The sequence below is a fragment of the Dongia sp. genome (assembly GCF_041909655.1).
Taxonomy (GTDB): Bacteria; Pseudomonadota; Alphaproteobacteria; order Dongiales; family Dongiaceae; genus Dongia.
Genome location: NZ_JAYRDA010000019.1, coordinates 1 through 18754, shown reverse-complemented (window position 1 = coordinate 18754; position 18754 = coordinate 1). Strand labels below are relative to the sequence as shown.

Sequence of the window (18754 nt, the reverse complement as noted above, 5' to 3'; positions counted from 1 at the left end):
AAATCCTCGCCAGCAATACGGTGACTGGGACGCGGCAATTGCCAGCACGATAGTGTTGCGACAGGTGTTTCGACCATACCTTTTTGTGCATGGCGCTACGCGGCGCGTCTCTGCCGTAAATTATTCCGCGCTGCAATATGAACAGTCAGGGCGCCACGCCGGCCCAATCAATCTTGCCCGGCATACCCGGGGGCCCAAACGATAAGGGCTCCAGCGGAATCTGAACCAGATAGAATTGCGAAACCGGCGACATGTCGCTGATGATGAAACGGAAATCGGCCTCCGCGCCCGGTGCCACCTCGCTGCCGCTGAAACCCAGTGAATCTTCCGGTTCGTCGTAACGCTGGAGATGGGGAAAGCTGCTCGCCGGATAGGCTTCACCAAGGGTCGAGTTCTGCCCGAAGCTCAACCCATCGGTATAAGGCGAGCGTCGCGTCGAAACTTCGCGCAACTCCATCTGGTAGTTGCGCCAGGTCCGGTCGCTGCGATTGCGCACGATCTTGCGCATGGCAAAGGCGGTGAGATGTTGCGTGCCGACCCGATTGCCAAAACCGCGTCCGAAGCCCCGGATGACGAGGATAATATGCCGCTTGGGATCGGTGACTTCCTCGACCACGGTGATCGGGTCGTCGAGTGTACCTGTGCCGGTGACCGAGAGGAGCCGGAAGCCGCCCTCCTCGTCGGAGAAGATCAATCCCAAATGCTGAATGGGCTCCGCCAAAGCAGACGGCACCACCCCCAGCAGCAGGGTGGCAAGAACCATCAAGCCGCAGATTGCCGGGGCGCGATGCATCCCGCCATTATGACGGCCCGGTTACAGGCTGCAAGGTGGCTCAGATGGCCGCAAGACGGTCCAGGGCTTGCTGCAGCTTCCCTTGCATCTGCTCGATTTCCACCAGCCGCAGGCGTTGTTCCTCGACCACTTCCGGATCGGCCTTGGCCACGAATTGGGCATTGCCGAGCTTCTTGGCGATTTTCTCGGCTTCCCCGGCGGCCTTGTCGAAATCCTTCTTGAGGCGGGCGCGTTCCTTGTCGACGTCGATGATCCCGGCCAGCGGCAGCAGGACGGTCGCCTCATCGATCACAATCTGCGCGGCTCCCTTGGGGCCATCCCCGGAGAGCAGATCGATGCGGTCAATCCGGGCCAGGCGGCGGATGAGATCGCCATAGGCGCCGAGGCGCGCCTGTGTCCGGTCGTTGGCATCGCGCAGCATGATCGGAATCTGGGCGCCAGGCGGCACGTTCATCTCGGCGCGCAGGGTGCGGATTTCGGAGACAAGGCGGATCACCCAATCAAGATCGGCACCGGCCTCGACATCGATCGCGAGCTTGGAAAATTCCGGCCAGGGCTCGCCAATCAGCAGTTTGGTATTGCCTTCGCCGAGCTGCGGCCACAATTCCTCGGTGATATAGGGCATGAAAGGATGGAGGAGGTGGAGGAGTTGCCCCAGCACCCAGGCGGTGCAGGCGCGCGTCTCGGCCTTCAGCTTCTCGTCGTCGCCCTGAATGATCGGCTTGGTAAATTCGACATACCAATCGCAGAACTCGTTCCAGATACAGCGATAGAGCGCCGAGGCCGCGTCGTTGTAGCGATACTGCGCCATCGCCTGGTCGATCGCCTGGGCGCAACTCGCAAGACGTCCGATCATCCAGCGATTGACCGGCGCCGTCACTTTGGCAGGATCGAAATCGGGATCGGCCTTGCATTCATTCATCAGGCAGAAGCGGGTCGCGTTCCAGAGCTTGGTCGCGAAGTTGCGATAACCCTCGACGCGCTGCTCGGACATCTTGATGTCCCGTCCCTGTGCCGCCAAGGCCGTCAGGGTGAAGCGCAGGGCGTCGCAGCCGTATTTGTCGATGAGGTCGAGGGGGTCGATCACGTTCCCTTTCGACTTCGACATCTTCTGACCGTGCTCATCGCGCACCAGGGCATGGATGTAGACCGTGCGGAACGGCACATCGCCCATGAAATGAATGCCCATCATCATCATGCGAGCGACCCAGAAGAAGATGATATCGAAGCCGGTGACCAGCACATCGCCAGGATAATAGCGCGCAAGCTCGGGAGTCTGATCGGGCCAGCCCAAAGTCGAGAAGGGCCAGAGCGCCGAGGAGAACCAGGTGTCGAGCACGTCGGGATCGCGCGTGAGTTCGACATCCTTGCCGTAATGCTTCAGCGCCGCGGCTTTTGCCTCGGCCTCGTCGAGCGCCACGAAAATCTCGCCATCGGGACCGAACCAGGCCGGAATCTGGTGGCCCCACCACAACTGACGCGAGATGCACCAGGGCTGGATGTTGCGCATCCAGTCGAAATAGGTGTTTTCCCATTGCTTGGGCACGAAGACGGTCCTGCCCTCTTCCACCGCCTTGATCGCCGGCTGCGCCAGGGTATGCGCATCGCAATACCATTGGTCGGTAAGCCAGGGCTCGATCACAACGCCCGAGCGATCGCCTTCAGGGCGCGTCATCAGATGGTCATCGATCTTTTCGAGAAGGCCTAAAGCCTCGATATCGGCGACCACCTGCTTGCGCGCCACGTCGCGGTCAAGGCCGCGATAGGGCTCGGGCACGTTCTCGTTAAGCTTAGCGTCACGGTCGAGGATGTTGATCATCTCGAGCCCATGCCGCTTGCCGACTTCAAAATCGTTGAAGTCGTGAGCCGGCGTGATCTTGACGGCGCCGCTGCCGGTTGCGGGATCGGCATATTCATCGGCGACCACGGGAATGCGACGGCCGACCAGCGGCAGGATCAGAAACTTGCCGACGAGATCCTTGTAGCGCTCATCTTCCGGATTCACGGCGACGGCGGTGTCGCCCAGCATTGTCTCGGGACGTGTCGTCGCCACGGTGAGGAAGCGGCCTTCCTGTCCCTCGACTGGATACTTGAAATGCCAGAGATGGCCCTTGTGCTCCTTCTGCACGACCTCGAGATCGGAGATCGCGGTATGCAGCTTGGGATCCCAGTTCACCAGCCGCTTGTCGCGGTAGATGAGACCCTGGCGGTAGAGATCGACAAAGACCTTGCGGACGGCGTTATTGAGACCCTCGTCCATGGTAAAGCGTTCGCGCGGCCAATCGGGCGAAGCACCGAGGCGGCGAAGCTGGCGCGTGATGGTGCCGCCGGATTCCGCCTTCCACTCCCAGACCTTTTCCAGGAACTTCTCGCGCCCGAGATCGGTGCGCTTGATGCCCTGCTCGGCCAATTGCCGCTCGACCACCATTTGGGTGGCGATACCGGCATGATCGGTGCCCGGCTGCCACAATGCATCGCGCCCCTTCATGCGCTGATAGCGCGTGAGGATGTCCTGCAACGTGAAGGTCAGCGCATGGCCCATATGAAGGCTCCCCGTCACATTGGGCGGGGGCATCATGATGGTATAGGGCGCCTTGTTTGAGGTCGGATGGGCCGCAAAGGCCCCGGCCTTTTCCCAGGCGTCGTAATGCTTCTTCTCAACCTCGGCGGGTTGAAACGTCTTTTCCAGCATCGCTGGCCAACCTTCATGTCCGGAATAAACGAGGATTGCCGGGTGTTATAGCGATCCCGGGCAAGTAGTCAAAGGGGGCGGGAATCCGCCGAAATCAGCTCAGTTCGGCCTTGCGGGAGAGGCGTTCGACCTCACGGCGCACCAGCCGCTCGACGATTTCCTGCAGGTGCTCGTCCAGCCATTCCTTCAACATCGGCTCAACCGCCTGACGGACCAGGGTTTCGACCAGCAGGCCATCCAGGGTCTGGTTGCGCGGTATCGCTGAGGATGCCTTGCGTGCGACCAACTGGGCCATGGTGGCGGCACTGGCCGCGGCAACGTCGGGGGAAACCAACTCCGAATCCGGTCCTGTACTGACCACGGCACCGGACGGCACGGCCGCAAAGCCATCATCCGGACTGGAGGCCGCGTCGGCCTCTTCCAGCTCGATCTCTTCGGGCTCTGGTTCTTCAGGCTCGGGCTGTTCAAGCTTAGGCGCCGCAGCCATGGGCGCCTCGGTTTCGAGCGCCATTGGCGCTGGAGATTCCGGCTCGGGCTCGGGTTCCGGCATGGGTTCCGGCTCGGCGACAGGGGCCGGCGGTTCGTCCATGGCGACGTCAAGCGGCGGTGGAGGCGCGACTGGCGCCGGTTCCGGCGCCTCCTCCTTCAACTCCACCACATTGCTCTCGCCGACGACCATGTCCGTCAGGACAAGGGCATCGTCGTCATCTTCCTCGGCATGGCCGTTCGCCGCCGGAGCCGCCGCTTCTTCTTTCGGCTCGCCGTCTTCGGAAATGATACGCCGGATGGAGGCAAGGATTTCCTCCATCGACGGTTCTTGATTGCCCTTGGCGTCCGCCATTCACCAATCCCTGACCGGGTCACCTTCATGCCGGGCGCCATGGCCCAACATCGATCGTCTTGCGTCGTCTGCCTCAAGCCTCGGTGAACTGACGCACCACATCCCCAGAAGCGCTCTTCGAGCGATCCTCCTGGAAGCAATTGGTGTGCCGAGCCGAGTCGCTCCCAGCTATGTCGGTTATCCTAACGTCTTTATTGGCATTTCTCAAGAAATGGGAAGAGCCGGCCCCGCTCGCACTAGATGTAGCCAGGTCGATGCGAGCCCTTTCCAGCCTTGGCCGGCACGAAACGGGCCTATTCGACCGAGGGACCGGTCCCGATGAACTTGTTGCGGACGGCGTCATAATGCTCGGTCGGATCGTAGATTCCGACGTCCAGAGCAAGCTCCTGCGCGGTCAGGCGACCGACGGCCGAGAGAACGGCATAGCGGGCAGCCACCGCGGTGGTCTGGGCTTCGACCAGGCTCACCTTGGCATTGAGAGCTTCCAGCTCGGCATCAAGGACGTCGAGGACGGTACGGGCTCCCACCAACTGTTCCTGCTTGACGCCATCCAGCGCGACTTCGGTGGCGCGCACCTGTTCCTCAAAGGAAACGATCTGCGCCTCGGCGGTTTCGAGGGCCTGCCAGGAATCGACAGCCGTCTGCTCGCTGGAGCGGCTGGCTTCTTCAATCTGTCGCCGGCTCTGATGATAGAGCTGCTTGGCGCGGCGCACGCGCGCATCCGGCGCGCCGGCCTGATAGAGCGGCACACGCAACACGCCCAAAATCTGCCCCTCGTCATAGGAGCCGTCGCTGCTGCTCTGCTCTTCGTTGCGGAACCATGAACCTTCCAGCGAAACGGTCGGCAGCATTTCCGAGAACGCAACGTCGATATCGTCCTTCACGGCCTCGGCCAGATATTTCGCCGAGACCACGATCGGCGCATTGGCGGCTTGCGCCACGGTCTCATCACGGCTGGCCGGCAGCGACAATTTTTCGGTCGGCATGGTGAGGTCGACCGGCTCCTGACCGATCACCTGACGATAGATGGCGATCGAGGCCGTGAGATTGCCTTCCGCCTCGATACGCCCGGCAACGGCGCCCTGCAAACGCGATTCGGCCTGGGCGACGTCGGTGCGAGTGACTTCGCCCGCTTCAAAGCGGTCGCGCGTCGCCTGGAGCTGGGTGGCGATGACTTCTTCGTTGTTGCGGTTGAGTTCTAGCACCGCCTTGTCGCGCACAACCTGCATGTAAGCGCGTACGGCCTGGAACAGCACATCCTGCTCAGACGTCCGAAGATCGGCGCGGCCGGAGAGCACGCGCTTTTCAGCCGCGGATGTGCTGGATACCGTTTCGAAGCCATTGAAGATCGGCTGCGTGACGGTGACGCCATAGCTGCGCGGCTCGAAATCATCGTCCAGCAATTGCGGCGTGTTCTGATCGACCCAGGTCTTGCCGGCCTGGACCTGACCGATCACCGACGGCCGCCAGCCGCTCAACGCTTCGGGCACGCTTTCATCGACAGCACGCAGAGAGGCGCGCGCCGCTTCCAGCGTCGGATTGCCCATATAGGCCTGCGCCAGGGCTTCATTGAGATCGACGGCCTGGGCCGTGGCGGCGCCTGCGCTCGACAACAGGACGGCAAGAATGCCGCTGACCAGGTTCTTCGAGATTCGCCGCTTCATGACCGTCACCCGTTCTTTCGTGTTCATCCCAAACCCTTGCTATCTCAGTAACGCCGCATCGAGGGATCGATCTCGCTCGCCCAGGCATCGATGCCACCGGCAAGGTTCACCGCATTGTCGAATCCCTGCTGGCGCAGCCAGAGGGTAGCATGGAAACTACGCGCCCCATGATGACAGATCACGACCAGGGGCGCCTCATCGGCACCGAGTTCTGCGCTGCGCGCCGGCAGTTCGCTCAGCGGAATAAGGACGCTGCGCTCGATCCGGCAGATGTCGTGTTCCCACGGTTCGCGTACATCCAGCATCGCCACCGGCGCACCCGACGCGATCATATCGCGCAACGCGGCAACACCGATTTGCAAGCCGTCCGGATTTTGCATCACGCGACCGCCGGCCTCAGAAAGTGAAGCCGCGGGGCTTGGCAAAGCCGGGCAGCATGTAGACATTGGCGTCGAACAGCACGCGCGAAGACAGATTGCCGGCCGCCTTGGTAGACAGGATGGCACGGCCGATACCGCCCTGGGCTTGCACGGCGGCGAGACGACCGCCTTCGGCCAGTTGTTGCGCAAGGGCCGGCGGCACCTCTTCGATAGCGCCTTCGATCAGGATCGCTTTATAGGGTGCCCGCGCCGCATAACCTTCGGTCAGCGGGCCGGCCACACATTCCACCGGACGCGCGACATTGACACCGCCCAGGGAACGCCGTGCCGCATCGAGGAGCTTGTAATCACTCTCCAGCGCCGTCACCGCGCCACCCAGCATCGCCGCCAAGGCAGCGCCATAACCGGTATTGGCACCGACCACGAGGACAGCATCGCCATCGGCGATCTGCAGCGCCTGCAGCAGCCGCGCCAGCACCATCGGTTCCATCATGTAGCGGCCGCCGCCCAGCGGCAGGTCGTCGTCGAGATAGGCGCGGGCGCGCAATTCGGCCGGCGCGAAAAGCTCTCGCGGCAGATCGGCCAGTGCCGCCAGAAGCGATTCGTCGGTCACCTTGTTGGTGCGAATCTGACCATCCACCATGAAGCGCCGCGCCGCGGCGAAATCGCTTGTTGCTGCCGTAACCATGAGCTTGGCCCCTACCGGATCGACCTACCGGAAACCCGTGAAATGAAACTTGTCCCGCGCCCCAGATCCCATCGGACTCTGCGCGCCAGCCCAATGCCTTGGACCTAGTCGCGATATATAGCGGGATTGCCGCAGCGCGACAAGAAGAGCAGGCGGCGCCCCCTGCATCGTTAAAATAGGCATCGTTAAAATAGGCATCGTTAAAATACCAGGCATTGCCGAAGAACGATTCGTCACCAATTGGTCACTGTATCGTGTGGGTTTCCGCCGCACTTGACCCTGCCCACCCCCTGGCTCTATACGTCCCCTCGCCTTCTGGCGCCCGCAGGGATGTTCGCGGGCCGGGGAACCGCCCGGCCATCCGATTGAGATCGGACCGATGTCCTGCCATGCGCTCTGGGGCCCGGTGGCAGAGTGGCCATGCAGAGGACTGCAAATCCTCGTACGTCGGTTCGATTCCGGCCCGGGCCTCCACCCTTCCCCTGTATCAAGACTGGGTATCAAGACTGGGCCGATCGCCTCGAGCGCGCAGCATCCCGCGCATGCATTCCGAAAACTCTGCCGCGCGCACAAAGAAAAAACCCCGCAGCCAAAGCTGCGGGGTTCTGTTCTTCGGAAGTCCGAGTGGCTTACTCGGCGTATTCGACTTCGTCCGGGGTCGCTTCGACCGGCATGGTCGCACCGACATACTGCACCAGCTCGCCTTGCGCGGCGACGATACGGTAATTGGCGAAGGTCTCGAACGTGCGAGCCGAGATCAGATCGTCCTTCGAGAGGAAGAGATCGTTCGCGGCATCGAGCAGATCGAGCAGGCCGCGCTGGCCGATATCGAACTGCTGCTGATAGACGTCGACGGTCTGCTGGTTGGCATCAACCTGCTTGCCGAGGTTCTCGACGCTTTCCTGCTGGGTCTGACGATCGGCCCAGGAAACGCGCACGTCTTCCTCAACTTCGCGCTCGCGCTGACGAAGCTGCTCGAGCTGTTCGTTGATGTGCTCCTTGAATTCCTTGGAGCGAGCAATATCCGCACCGCCGCGATAGAGGTTGTAGTTCACAACCACCAAGGCCGCCGCGTTATAGGTCTGCTCTTCACGGCCGTTGTTCCAGCGGTTCGCATTGCCGGTCACCTCGAGGTTGACCTCCGGCCAGAACACCGAATCTTCCTTGTCCAGCTCGGCTTCGGCGACGTCGATGTCGTGCTTCTCGAGACGGATCTTCGGGTTCATCTGCATGCCGCGCGCGACCGACTGGTCGACATCGGCCGGGATCGGCATGTCGGCACCGGTTGCAACCGGTTGCAGATCCTGCGCCGGCGCACCGACCACGCGAACGAAAGTCGCCTGGGCGTTGCGCAGATCGCCCTGGATCTGGATGAGGCTGGAACGCGCCGTCGCGAGACGGGCTTCAGCCTGGCGGACGTCGGCGATGTTGCCGCCGCCGAGTTCAGCGCGCGACTGGACGAGGCCCAAAATCTCTTCGTGCTTGGCCACGTTCACTTCGGCGTTGGTCACGCGCTCCTGGTGGCGCAGCACGTCGAGATACACTTCGACGGCATCGAGCGACTGCACTTGCGCCAGATCCTGGATACGCTCGGCCTGCGACTTGATGCGGCCCTGCTGGCGCTCGACTTCGCTATCGGTGAAGCCACCGTCGAAGATGCGCTGCGTCAGGCTGACCTGCGCGTCGCGGCGAACCAGCCAGCGGCCGTTGTCGTGCGGGCCCTGGTCCAAGGCGGCGTCGGGACGATCTACGCCGCCGTTTTCCGAAAATTCCGGCCCGATGCTGAATTCAGCGTCGATCTGCGGCAGATAGAGGCCGCGCGCCTGACGGAGTTCATGGTCGATCGAGCGGCGATTCTTGACCTGCTCGCCCACCGTCGGGTTGGTGGTTACGACGAGCTGGATCGCTTCCTGGAGCGACATTGCCTGTGCGCCAGTGCTCCCCATGCCGATGGTCATACCGACTACGGCGCTCAGCAGCAGCGCCTTCGAGATGCGCGTCCGCGATACTTCAATCATGCGTCTACCCCCAATGAGATGGTTCCCCGCCCACAAACACGTCCCCGATTCGTGCACGGGATAACAACGGTTCAGCGTCGTTAAACATATTTTAAGGCAATTCCACGAAACGTTTCTACCCGATTTACTACGTTGATGCAGCAACTTTTTCTAATGTCTTAGATGTCCGTTTCGCGTCAGTTAGCGCTCGGTAAGTGCCTGTTCCCGGGCCTTCAGGATCGGCTTCAGCAGATACTCTAGGACTGTTTTCTTGCCAGTCAGAATATCAACCGACGCGGTCATACCCGGAATGATCGGCAGATTCTCGCCTTCCTTGCCCACCAGATAGCTCTTATCGGTGCGCAGGCGGACTCGGAAATACAACTCTTTCTTTTCGTTTTCAATAGCGTCGGCGCTGATATCCTCGACCACGCCATCGAGGCCGCCATAAATGCTGAAGTCATAAGCGGTGATCTTAACCTTGGCCGGCTGGCCCGGTGCGATGAAACCGCGGTCCTGGGGACGGATCTGAGCCTCGATCAGAAGATTGTCCTCGATAGGAACAATTTCCATGATGTCCTGGGCTGGCTGGATGACACCGCCGATGGTGCGGATCTTGATATCCTTGACCGTGCCGTTGACCGGCGAGGTCACTTCGGTACGGCGAACCTTGGCGCCGGCATCCTTCATCGATTCCCGAACGGTGGCGAGATCGGATTGGTGCTTGGCCAGTTCCTGGGCGGCCTGGGCGCGGTAGGTCGCGACTGCTTCTTCCCGCTTGGATTGTGCGCCTTCCAGCGCCGCGACCGCGCCCGGCCGCTCGGCCTGGGCGTTCTCGATATCGGCCTGGAATTGCTGTACCTGCTGCTGGGCTTCCAGCACTTCGTTTTCGCCGGCGCCACCCGCCGCGCGCAGCTTGATGAGGTTGTCGAGACGCTTTTGCGCCGTGCCGATCAGGCTGCGGGCCGATTTGATCTTGGTGTCGATGGCGCGAATCTGCTGCTGGCGCTGGTTGACGTCATCGTTGAGCGTCGCCTGCTGCGAGCGCAGCTGCGCGAAGCGCACGGTGAATTGCGCCTTTTCGGAATCGATCTTTTCCGGCGCCTTTTCCAGCACGTCGGGCGGGAACGGAATTTCCTCCGGCGTCTGCACGCCGGCGATCTCGGCCTTGAGACGCGCCACGGCGGCGGCGGCGATGTAATAACGCTGCGTCAGTTCGGCGAGGCTGGCCACCGCGGTATCGTTGCGGATGATGAGAATCGGCTGGCCCTTTTCGACCAGCTCGCCATCGCGCACTTTCATGTCTTCGAGAATGCCGCCGTCGAGACTCTGAATGACCTGAGTCTGGCTGGAGGGCACAACCTTGGCTTCGCCGCGCGTGATGACGTCGAGCACGGCGAAATGCGACCAGGTCACGAAGGCGACGGCGACCAGCAAGATCGCGACCAGCAACACATGGCCGAACATCCTTGTGCCTTCGCGTTCGGCGGAAGCCGGATCGACCCAAAGGTCCTTGTTGGTTATCGACATAATTACTTAACCTTCATTGGCGCGGATGCGCCCCTTCATGAGCGCGTCAAGCACGCCCGCTTTCGGTCCGTCCGCCACCACCTTGCCGCGGTCGAGCACGATCAGGCGATCGACCAGCGACAGCATCGAATTGCGATGCGTCACCAGCAGCATGGTCTTGCCATGAGCGATTTCGCCAAGCCGTGCCTTGAAGGCGTTCTCGGTCGAGTTGTCCATCGACGACGTCGGTTCGTCGAGCAGCAGGATCGGCGGATTGAGCAGCATGGCTCGCGCCACCGCCACCGATTGCCGCTGCCCGCCGGAGAGATAACGACCATTCTCGCCGACCGGCATGTCATAGCCGGAGGGGTGCTGCCGCACGAATTGATCGACGCCGGCAAGGGTCGCCGCGCGGATGACCGATTCCTCGTCGACGTAAGGCGCGCCAAGCGTGATGTTGTCCTTGACCGAGCCGAAGAAGAGATGCGGATCCTGCAGCACGCAGCCGACCGATTGCCGGAGATCGGTGGGATCGAGCTGGCGGATATCGACGCCATCGACCAGCACCGCGCCCTCGGTCGGCTCGAAGAGGCCGAGAACCAGGCGTTCGATCGTGGTCTTGCCGGAGCCGATGCGCCCGACGATACCGACACGCTCGCCCGGCTGGATGCGGAACGAGACGCCTTCCAGGGCATTGGTCTGCGCATTCGGGTATTTGAAGACGACGTTGCGGAACTCGATGGCGCCTTCGATCACCGGGCGGCGCAGGAACACCTTGCCCACCGGACGCTCGATGGGGAGTGCCATCAGGCGGTTGAGACCCTGCAGCGAGGTCCAGGATTGATGGAACCGCACGATGAGGCCGGCGATCTGGCCCAGGGGCGCCATGGCGCGGCTGGTCAGCATCGAGGCGGCGACCATCGCGCCGGTGGTGAGCGGCGCCACATCCGAGGCCGGGTCGTGATTGAAGATCTTGTAGCAGCCGACCAGGATGACGCCCGCGAAAGCGAGGTTGGACGACATCATCACGAAATTGACCGCGATCGTGGACCAGAAGCGCGAGGTCTTGGCCGATTCCGACGAGGCCGCGACGTAACCGTCCCAATCGCGCTGCAACTGGCCCTCGGCCGAGGTGGCCTTGATCATGTCGAGACCGTTGATGGCTTCGACCAGGGTCGCATGCTTCTGGGCGCTTTCGCGGTAGGAGCGCTCGACCGCCTTCTTCATCGGGAACTGCACCAGGATCGAAACCGCGATGACGATCGGGATCAGGATTGCGGGCACCACCGCCACTTCGCCGGCGATCACGAAGATGATCACCAGGAAGATGATGACGAAGGGAAGATCGATGATGGCCGAGAGCGTCGCCGAGGTGAAGAAGTCGCGCAGCGTCTCATAGGATTGGATATTGCTGGCAAAGGCACCGGCCGATTGCGGCCCTGCCGACATGCGGATCGAAAGGATCTGCTGGAACAGTGCCGAGGAAACCTTGCGGTCGAGCGATTTCCCCGCCATGTCGAGGAAATAGGCGCGCAGGGTCCGCAGGCCGAAATCGAAACCGAAGACCAGCAGCACGCCGAAGGCAAGCATCAGCAAGGTGTCTTCGGCCTTGTTGGGAACGACGCGGTCATAGACCTGCATCGAAAAGAGCGAGGTGCCGATGGTGAAGAAATTGATCAGCAGCGCCGCGACGATCACCTCGAAATAGACCGGGGTGTAGCGCATGACGGCACCCCAGAACCAGTTCTGGGGCTTGGCCTCGCTGATGTCGGACGAGCGCGTGTCGAGGCGGATCTTCGGGCGCACCACCAGCATGTGGCCGGTATAGAGATCGACCAATTGCGAGACCGGGATGGAATGCGAGCCGTCCATCGTGTCGGGCGTCGCCACCTCGACCTTGCCGTCCTTCGGCACCGAGAGCAGCACGCAGGCCTTGCGGTCCTTCAGCAGCAGCACCGCCGGCAAGGTCATGGAATCGACCTGGTCGAGGCGCTTCTTGACCTTGTTGGCGGCCAGGCCGATGCGGTCGGCCGCGCGCAGGAAGATGTCCGGATTGATGCCCTCCTCGCCGATGGGAAGGCCATGGGCGATGGCGGCGGGCGAGCGCGGATTGCTGAAAATGCGCGTGAGGATGACGAGGCAGGCCAGCAGCGGATCTTCGCGCATGACCGGGCCGGAATATTCGGCGGGCGGACCCGCCGGCGCCTGGGTCGCAACGGCCCCACCCGGGGTATCGGCACCCTGCGGGGCCGGGCGCATCTGTGGCGGAACGGCGCCGCCATTCCCGCCACCGCTAGCCGCATTGCCTCCGGCAGCGGTCGCGGCGGCCATGGCTGCCTGCAACTTGGCGGCGGCTTCTTGTGAAAGTGGCATAGCCGGGTTGGCTGGGGCTGGTTTCGGAGGCTCGGGCGCCTTCGCGGCCGGCGCTGCCTTGGGGGGCGCGGCCTTGGCCGGCGTGGCGGTGGCAGCGGTCCCGGCGCCTACACCGGAAGCCGTCGCCGCGGCGGGAGTTGTGACATTGCCGGCTGCGGGGGACCCGGGCTTGGAGCCGGTATTGGGGCTTGACGACATGACGCTAAGTCCAATTCTTTCAGGGCGTTCCGGGGGCGTCTTTTACCATATTCAGCCCGGTTGATAAGACCGGGCGTTGTGATCTTTTCATCGAAGGACGCAAAAAGTGATCAAGCTCACCTTCCGCGCCGCAGCAAAATTCGCCAGAACACAGGATAAACGAATTTAGTTAACCCGGGGTTGCAGGGGGCCTCGGATCTCAGGCCGATTCCACCAGGCCGAGGCGTCGCAGCAAGGGCAGAGTCTGGCCGATAAACGTCTCGGCCTGAGTCTTCAGTCGCGCCTTGGCTGCCGCCGGTTCGGTGACGGCCTTGCCGTCCTGGGAAACCTGGAAGCCGCGCTTGGTCATGTTTCCCTGCAGCTTGGTGGCCAATCCTTCCACCGTGGCGGCGCCGGCCAGGCATTCGAGGAGCGCCAGCACATCGCTGGCCGCGATCTGCAATGCGGCGCCGGTCACGGGACTGGCCAGGGTGGCGGCGATCCCCTTCTCCGCCGCCTTTTGCAACAGGATCGCGTTGGATTTCAGCGTGGCGCGCTGGCGCGGCACACCGCCCTCGCCTTTGCCCCCCTCGCGCGATTTGGGGCCGCCGGATTTGACCAGCGGCGCCGGCTGGAAATTCCTGGCCGCGGGCGTCAGCGTGCCGGTGGCGGTGAGGATCATCATCAGGCGCGCAAAATCCTGCGCCTTGCCGCCGGCCTGGGTGAAGGCCAAGGCAAAATCGCCTTCCGTAGCGGCGCCGGCGACCAGCACCTCCTTCAGCGCATCGAATTGCGGAATATCGAAGGTGACGGTGCCGCGCGGCACCTTGATGCTGGGCTTGAGATCGCCGAGCGATTTCTGCGCCACCAGGGGAAAGCGCGCCAGTTGCGCCCGCATCTCGCGGGGGCCCAGCCGGGCATGACCGCGCACGAAGACGTCGCGGCGGAATCTCTGATTGACCAGGAAATCATGGAGCAGCGCACGCAGGCGCGGATCCGTCTCGGCCGCCATCAGCTTGCGCGCCTCGTCGCCCAGCACCAGATCGTCGTGGTTTTCGATGAGCGTCGCCGCCCCCACGTAATCCAGTTTGGCGCGCGCCATTTCATCGGCGACGTCGGGCGCATAGAAGGCGTTCCAATCGCCGTTGAGATATTCATGGGCCAGGTAATTGCCGGGCTTGCGCGCAAGGCCCGCCAGCGCCTTGTCGATTTGCGGCGCCGTGGCGAAATAGCCCGATTTCAATTTGGCGAGACCGCCGATGCGATCGAAGGCGGCGCGGGCGCGGTTGCTGGAATCGCCGCTGCCCACACGCGCCAGCTCGCTGGCCAGGCGTTGCAGCGGCGCCTCGACCGCCCAGCCCGGCAGGGTGTTGTAGCTGTTATAGACCAGGCCGCCGGGCAGCAAGCGATCGAAGACGATGCGCTGCATGGCACGCCGCGCCTCTTCCGGGATCCAGCTATAGATGCCGTGAAAGGCGATGAAGTCGAATTTGTCGAGGCCGCGCGCGATGCCGATACCCGCCGCATCGGCGGCGATGTCCTGGAAGCTCGCCTCGACGAAGCTGAGATTGGCGAGGCCCAGCTCGCGCGCCCGCCGCTGCGCGTAATCCACCTGCGCCGGATTGAAATCCACGCCGACGAAGCGGCCTTCCGGAAAGGCCGCCGCGAAGATGCTGATGGAATGGCCGAGGCCACAGCCGAGCTCGAGATAGGAAAAAGGCTCATCCAGCGGCCGCGGCAGGCAGCCCTTCAAGGCGGCCACGTAATTGATCCAGACCGGCCCCTGCTCGCGGAACACATTGTCGGTATAGAGCGTGTCGGTCACGTAACCCTGCGACCACACCGAAGACATCGCCATGAAGTCCGGGCTCCCCTTCCCGTTTTGGCCGCGCCAGGTCGCTGCCCCGGTCATCCGGGCTGCCCACCCCTTGCGTCATGGCCGGGCGAAGACCCGGCCATCCACCGCCGCTTCAGACCCGGCTTTCAATCGTTGTAGGAAGATAGGCAGTCTTGGTTAAGCAAAAGTTTAAACCGCACCAAGTCCCGTCCACACAAAGAAAAAGGGCGGGACCCGAAGGCCCCGCCCTACAACTGTAGGCGTCTTATTCAGATTATTCGACGTCTATCGTGTTCTGGACAAAAACCGTTGCCCCACCACTGGTGTATTGAGCAAACGTCAATCCATGAATGAGGGTGTTGCTCGGATCGTTGACCGTAACGTTTTGCTGGAACGCGAAGCCGGTCAGATCGACTTGGTCATCGGCACCCGATGCGCCTCCGTTCCCGTCGCCGAGAATGTAGAGCACACCACCACCGCCGGTGATGTCGAGCACATCACTTGCGCTGAGCGCATTGTCATCGCCCGAATTTCCAAAGTCATCGCTTGTAGATCCGTTTCGAAGGTCGATGGCCTCAACGTTTGTCACACGGCCGATGAAGTTATTTCCCGCCCCACCATCGTTATCAATGTTGATATCGACAGGGCTTTCGAACTTCACCACATCGAACCCATCGCCACCATCGAAGGTGTCTTGACCGTCATAGACCAGCGTATCGTTACCGATCCCACCATTCAGCGTGTCGATACCCGCACCACCGATCAGGTAGTCGTTACCGCCATCGCCGAACAGCGTGTCGGCACCCGAGCCGCCGTCGATGCGGTCATCATCCGCGTCGCCATGGATGGTGTCGTTGCCACCCTGGCCGAAGATCACGTCGTTGCCGGCACCGCCATTGATGGTGTCGTCACCGCCGACCGACCCTTCCTGGGCATAGCTCTTATCGCCCGTGGTAAGGTTGGCATAGATGTCGGCCCGGATCTGCTCCGGCGTCCAACCGGCATGCGCGACATCGCCGATATAGGCGGCCCAGCCGGCATCCTTCGACCCGAAGTAGATCGAGTCACCGAGGATGGCATCGTTGCCGGCCCCACCATTGATCAGGTCGTCGCCGACCGGGAAGATGGTGGTTTCGCTGCCGCCGCTGACCAGCGCCGCAGTCAACTGCTCGGCACTGGTGATGATGAGCGGCTGACCGTAATTGTCGGTCACCGTGCCGCCCTCGACGCCCGTGCTGACTGTACCGGGTTGGAGGCTGGTGTTGTCGAAATACCGGAGCAGGTTGGCATTGGCACTGCTGGTGATGCCGATGCCATGCAACTGCACCGGCGCGTCCGCCACCATCCAGGGGTCGATCACATTGAGGGCCGGCTGGATCTCGTTGAGATCCGTATCCGCATCGTCGTCGCCGTTGTTGTCATTGCCGGCCGTGGTCGGCACGCCGTCGGTCATGAAATAGACGTGCTTCTCATAGCTGCCCGGCTGGCCGTCCATGTAGTTCTTGGCGAGCTGCAGGGCCTGCTCATAGTTGGTGAACGAGGTACCGCCACCGCCACTATTCTGACCGGCCTGCAGGTCGCTGATCTGCTGCAGCAACAGCGGCAGGTTGCCGTTGTTCAGAGTCAAGGTGATCTCGGTCGCCGCGTCACTCCCGAACGAGATCAGGGTGATGTTGAGCACGCCGTTATGCGGCAGCAACTGGTTGACGAAGTTCGTCACCGCCGATTTCAGCAGGTTCATGCGACCACCGGTATCCATGCTGGTGGACGTATCGCAGACCAGGGCCAGCGAGTAGTTCTTGCCCGGCTCGATGATCGTCTGCTTGCCACCCACATCACCGATGAGGACGTCCTTGCCGCTGGCACCGTCGACCGAGCCGTCAGGCGCGTTCGGCGAGTTGTCGACACGGTGATCGGTCGTCTGATTGCTCGTGTCGTCGACGTTTTCACCAACAACGATGTAGTTCTCGATCGGCTGGTCCTTCGTGGTGATGGTCAGCTTGGCGGTGTCGCTGTCGCCGTCGCCATCAAGCAGCTTGTACTCAATCTCCAGGCTGCCGGCCGAGCCACCCGTCTGGGTGAACTCAAAATCGCCGTTCGAGAACATCTTCATCGTGCCATGGCCCGGGATGTTGTGGGCCGTGACACCGTCGGCGGCATAGGTGTTGCCGTCGATGGTGAAGCTCTCAACCTTGCCATTCGGGAAGCCGGTGTCGACATCGGCACCCGAGGAGTCGTTGGCAACGACGTTACCCCAGATCGGCTGGCCGAAGGTCACGACCGAGTTACCGTCGTCATTGGCGTTGGGACCGTCATCGTAGATGGCGGTGGTGATCGCGCTCGATGCCGTCAGGCTGGCTGAATCCCCGTCCTTGTCGGTGATGGTCTTGGTCACATGGACGCCGGAGACGAACACGTTGGGCTCGTCATGGCTGGCCGTATTTCCATGTTCGATCGACCGCTTCTGGTCGAACTTGAGTTCGGCCCCATTGAGCGAGATGACGAACACAACCACGCCACCCGCTGTCCGGCCCTCGACGTTTGCACCGTTCTTGTAGAGGAACACTGCTTGACCGGTCAGGGTATCGACCAGACCCGTCGCTGTGCCGTCGGTGATCGGCTGGCCGTCGGCCTTCGTCAAAGCGAAGGTCGTGGTGCCGCCATCGGCACCCGCCGTCCCCGCCGGGAACCACAGGTCAACATTCAGGATGCCGGCATCGGTACCAAGGTCGGTTTCGTCAACGCTGAGGTTGAAGCTACCGGTTCCACCCGCGAGGGTCGGCATATCGTCGTCGATCCGCACGGTGACCTGGTTGGTCTCCGAGCCGCCGCTGTTGCCGGCGGTCACATCCACTTCGAAGTTGACGTCGTTTTCCTGGTTGCCGGCCGCGTGCTTGACCGGGTTGTGCAGGATCACGTCATAGGTCGAGTCCTCGGCATCGATGACCTTGAACTCGATGATCTTGTTGCTGTTGCCCGGCACGCCGTCCCAGACGATCAGATTGTCCGTGCCGTTGCCGGAGACATTGGCCGTCGTCGGGATGAGGCCGTTATGGCAGAGCAGAGCCGCCAACTGGGCATTGGACACGTTGAAGACGATCGAGCCGACTTCACCGCCCCAGTTGATGTTGAGGCCGTCGCGCGAGATCGCCTCGCTCGCCGGATTCGGCTGGCCGCCTTCCTGATGGCCACCCACGTCATCGCCATTGCCCTGGGCCGCGGCCGTATTCGGATTGGCACCGCCGGGCAGGCCGTCTTCGTCGACCGTCACGTTCTCGTCTTCGAAGTTCGGCTTGTTGACGACCTGCTTCAGCAGCTTCACCTGGAACGAGGCCGTATCGGCATCGCCATCGGCATCCGCCACCTTGTAGGAGAAGGTGACGGTCTTGTCCTGGCCCACACCGGCGGTCTGGGTGAACGAGAACTGGCCGTTCGAACCGATCGTCAGGTAACCGACGGATTCGGCCGGGTTGGCGGTCTGGCTGCCATCGGCCTTGACGTAGATCGGCTGGCCGATATCGCTGTACGAACCACTTTCGCCGCCGAGCTTGATGCCCACGATCGAAGCCGGGGTGTCGGCGCCGATCTGGTCGGCACCGCTGGTGCCGTTGTTGAAGCCGTCGGTGATGACGTTGGCCGTCACGGCGGTGTTGAGGCTGGCCACGGTGAAGAGGCCGTCATCATTCGCCTTGGGGCCGTCATCGTCGATGACGATGTCGATCTTGGCAGTGACGGTGTCGTTGTCGCCGTCCTTGGCCTCGACGCCGAACGAGAAGTTGAGGTTGTCCTCGTAGCGGATTTCG

At 62.3% G+C, this 18754-nt stretch carries 11 protein-coding genes and 1 tRNA gene; 1 reads left to right on the top strand and 11 read right to left on the bottom strand.

What is annotated here, in order from left to right; all coding sequences use genetic code 11:
- Positions 1 to 145: 145 nt before the first annotated feature.
- The 6 genes from ACE3PR_RS21070 to ACE3PR_RS21045 form a co-directional block, all read right to left on the bottom strand.
- A complete protein-coding gene (locus ACE3PR_RS21070) occupies positions 146 to 763 on the bottom strand; it encodes a hypothetical protein (RefSeq protein WP_374376237.1) in 618 nt (205 codons plus the stop codon).
- A 70-nt stretch (positions 764 to 833) separates the two neighbouring features.
- Positions 834 to 3485: a valine--tRNA ligase gene (locus ACE3PR_RS21065; protein WP_374376232.1), complete on the bottom strand. Its 2652-nt coding sequence runs from the start codon at positions 3483 to 3485 to the stop codon at positions 834 to 836.
- A gap of 94 nt (positions 3486 to 3579) precedes the next feature.
- Complete coding sequence (locus tag ACE3PR_RS21060) at positions 3580 to 4326, bottom strand: DUF2497 domain-containing protein (protein WP_374376229.1); 747 nt, start codon at positions 4324 to 4326, stop codon at positions 3580 to 3582.
- Positions 4327 to 4619: 293 nt separating this feature from the next.
- Positions 4620 to 6017 (bottom strand): TolC family outer membrane protein, encoded by a 1398-nt coding sequence (locus ACE3PR_RS21055; RefSeq protein ID WP_374376226.1) that lies wholly within the window; start codon positions 6015 to 6017, stop codon positions 4620 to 4622.
- Positions 6018 to 6034: 17 nt separating this feature from the next.
- Positions 6035 to 6370 (bottom strand): rhodanese-like domain-containing protein, encoded by a 336-nt coding sequence (locus tag ACE3PR_RS21050; RefSeq protein WP_374376224.1) that lies wholly within the window; start codon positions 6368 to 6370, stop codon positions 6035 to 6037.
- Between the two features lie 16 nt (positions 6371 to 6386).
- Positions 6387 to 7058: a protein-L-isoaspartate O-methyltransferase gene (locus ACE3PR_RS21045; RefSeq protein ID WP_374376221.1), complete on the bottom strand. Its 672-nt coding sequence runs from the start codon at positions 7056 to 7058 to the stop codon at positions 6387 to 6389.
- 400 nt (positions 7059 to 7458) lie between these two features.
- On the opposite strand from ACE3PR_RS21045, the gene ACE3PR_RS21040 reads away from it, so the two are divergent.
- Positions 7459 to 7532 (top strand) — tRNA-Cys (locus ACE3PR_RS21040).
- 155 nt (positions 7533 to 7687) lie between these two features.
- Here the strand turns inward: ACE3PR_RS21040 and ACE3PR_RS21035 are convergent.
- The 5 genes from ACE3PR_RS21035 to ACE3PR_RS21015 form a co-directional block, all read right to left on the bottom strand.
- Positions 7688 to 9076 (bottom strand): TolC family outer membrane protein, encoded by a 1389-nt coding sequence (locus ACE3PR_RS21035; RefSeq protein WP_374376219.1) that lies wholly within the window; start codon positions 9074 to 9076, stop codon positions 7688 to 7690.
- Positions 9077 to 9256: 180 nt separating this feature from the next.
- Positions 9257 to 10585, bottom strand: coding sequence for an HlyD family type I secretion periplasmic adaptor subunit (locus ACE3PR_RS21030; RefSeq protein ID WP_374376216.1), 1329 nt, complete (start codon positions 10583 to 10585; stop codon positions 9257 to 9259).
- A gap of 6 nt (positions 10586 to 10591) precedes the next feature.
- Positions 10592 to 12937, bottom strand: coding sequence for a type I secretion system permease/ATPase (locus ACE3PR_RS21025; RefSeq protein ID WP_374376213.1), 2346 nt, complete (start codon positions 12935 to 12937; stop codon positions 10592 to 10594).
- Positions 12938 to 13334: 397 nt separating this feature from the next.
- Positions 13335 to 14972 carry a methyltransferase regulatory domain-containing protein gene (locus ACE3PR_RS21020; protein WP_374376211.1) on the bottom strand — a complete coding sequence of 546 codons (1638 nt, stop codon included), beginning with the start codon at positions 14970 to 14972 and terminating at the stop codon, positions 13335 to 13337.
- Positions 14973 to 15225: 253 nt separating this feature from the next.
- Positions 15226 to 18754: DUF5801 repeats-in-toxin domain-containing protein (locus ACE3PR_RS21015; RefSeq protein ID WP_374376209.1), on the bottom strand; the 3529-nt coding region annotated here is incomplete at its 5' end.

What these genes read in the sequence shown, in the direction of transcription:
- ACE3PR_RS21020 (WP_374376211.1), bottom strand. Translation starts at nt 14,972, where the DNA reads ATGGCGATGTCTTCGGTGTGGTCGCAGGGTTACGTGACCGACACGCTC.
- ACE3PR_RS21065 (WP_374376232.1), bottom strand. Translation starts at nt 3,485, where the DNA reads ATGCTGGAAAAGACGTTTCAACCCGCCGAGGTTGAGAAGAAGCATTAC.
- ACE3PR_RS21030 (WP_374376216.1), bottom strand. Translation starts at nt 10,585, where the DNA reads ATGTCGATAACCAACAAGGACCTTTGGGTCGATCCGGCTTCCGCCGAA.
- ACE3PR_RS21055 (WP_374376226.1), bottom strand. Translation starts at nt 6,017, where the DNA reads ATGAACACGAAAGAACGGGTGACGGTCATGAAGCGGCGAATCTCGAAG.
- ACE3PR_RS21035 (WP_374376219.1), bottom strand. Translation starts at nt 9,076, where the DNA reads ATGATTGAAGTATCGCGGACGCGCATCTCGAAGGCGCTGCTGCTGAGC.
- ACE3PR_RS21045 (WP_374376221.1), bottom strand. Translation starts at nt 7,058, where the DNA reads ATGGTTACGGCAGCAACAAGCGATTTCGCCGCGGCGCGGCGCTTCATG.
- ACE3PR_RS21070 (WP_374376237.1), bottom strand. Translation starts at nt 763, where the DNA reads ATGGTTCTTGCCACCCTGCTGCTGGGGGTGGTGCCGTCTGCTTTGGCG.
- ACE3PR_RS21025 (WP_374376213.1), bottom strand. Translation starts at nt 12,937, where the DNA reads ATGCCACTTTCACAAGAAGCCGCCGCCAAGTTGCAGGCAGCCATGGCC.
- ACE3PR_RS21060 (WP_374376229.1), bottom strand. Translation starts at nt 4,326, where the DNA reads ATGGCGGACGCCAAGGGCAATCAAGAACCGTCGATGGAGGAAATCCTT.
- ACE3PR_RS21050 (WP_374376224.1), bottom strand. Translation starts at nt 6,370, where the DNA reads ATGCAAAATCCGGACGGCTTGCAAATCGGTGTTGCCGCGTTGCGCGAT.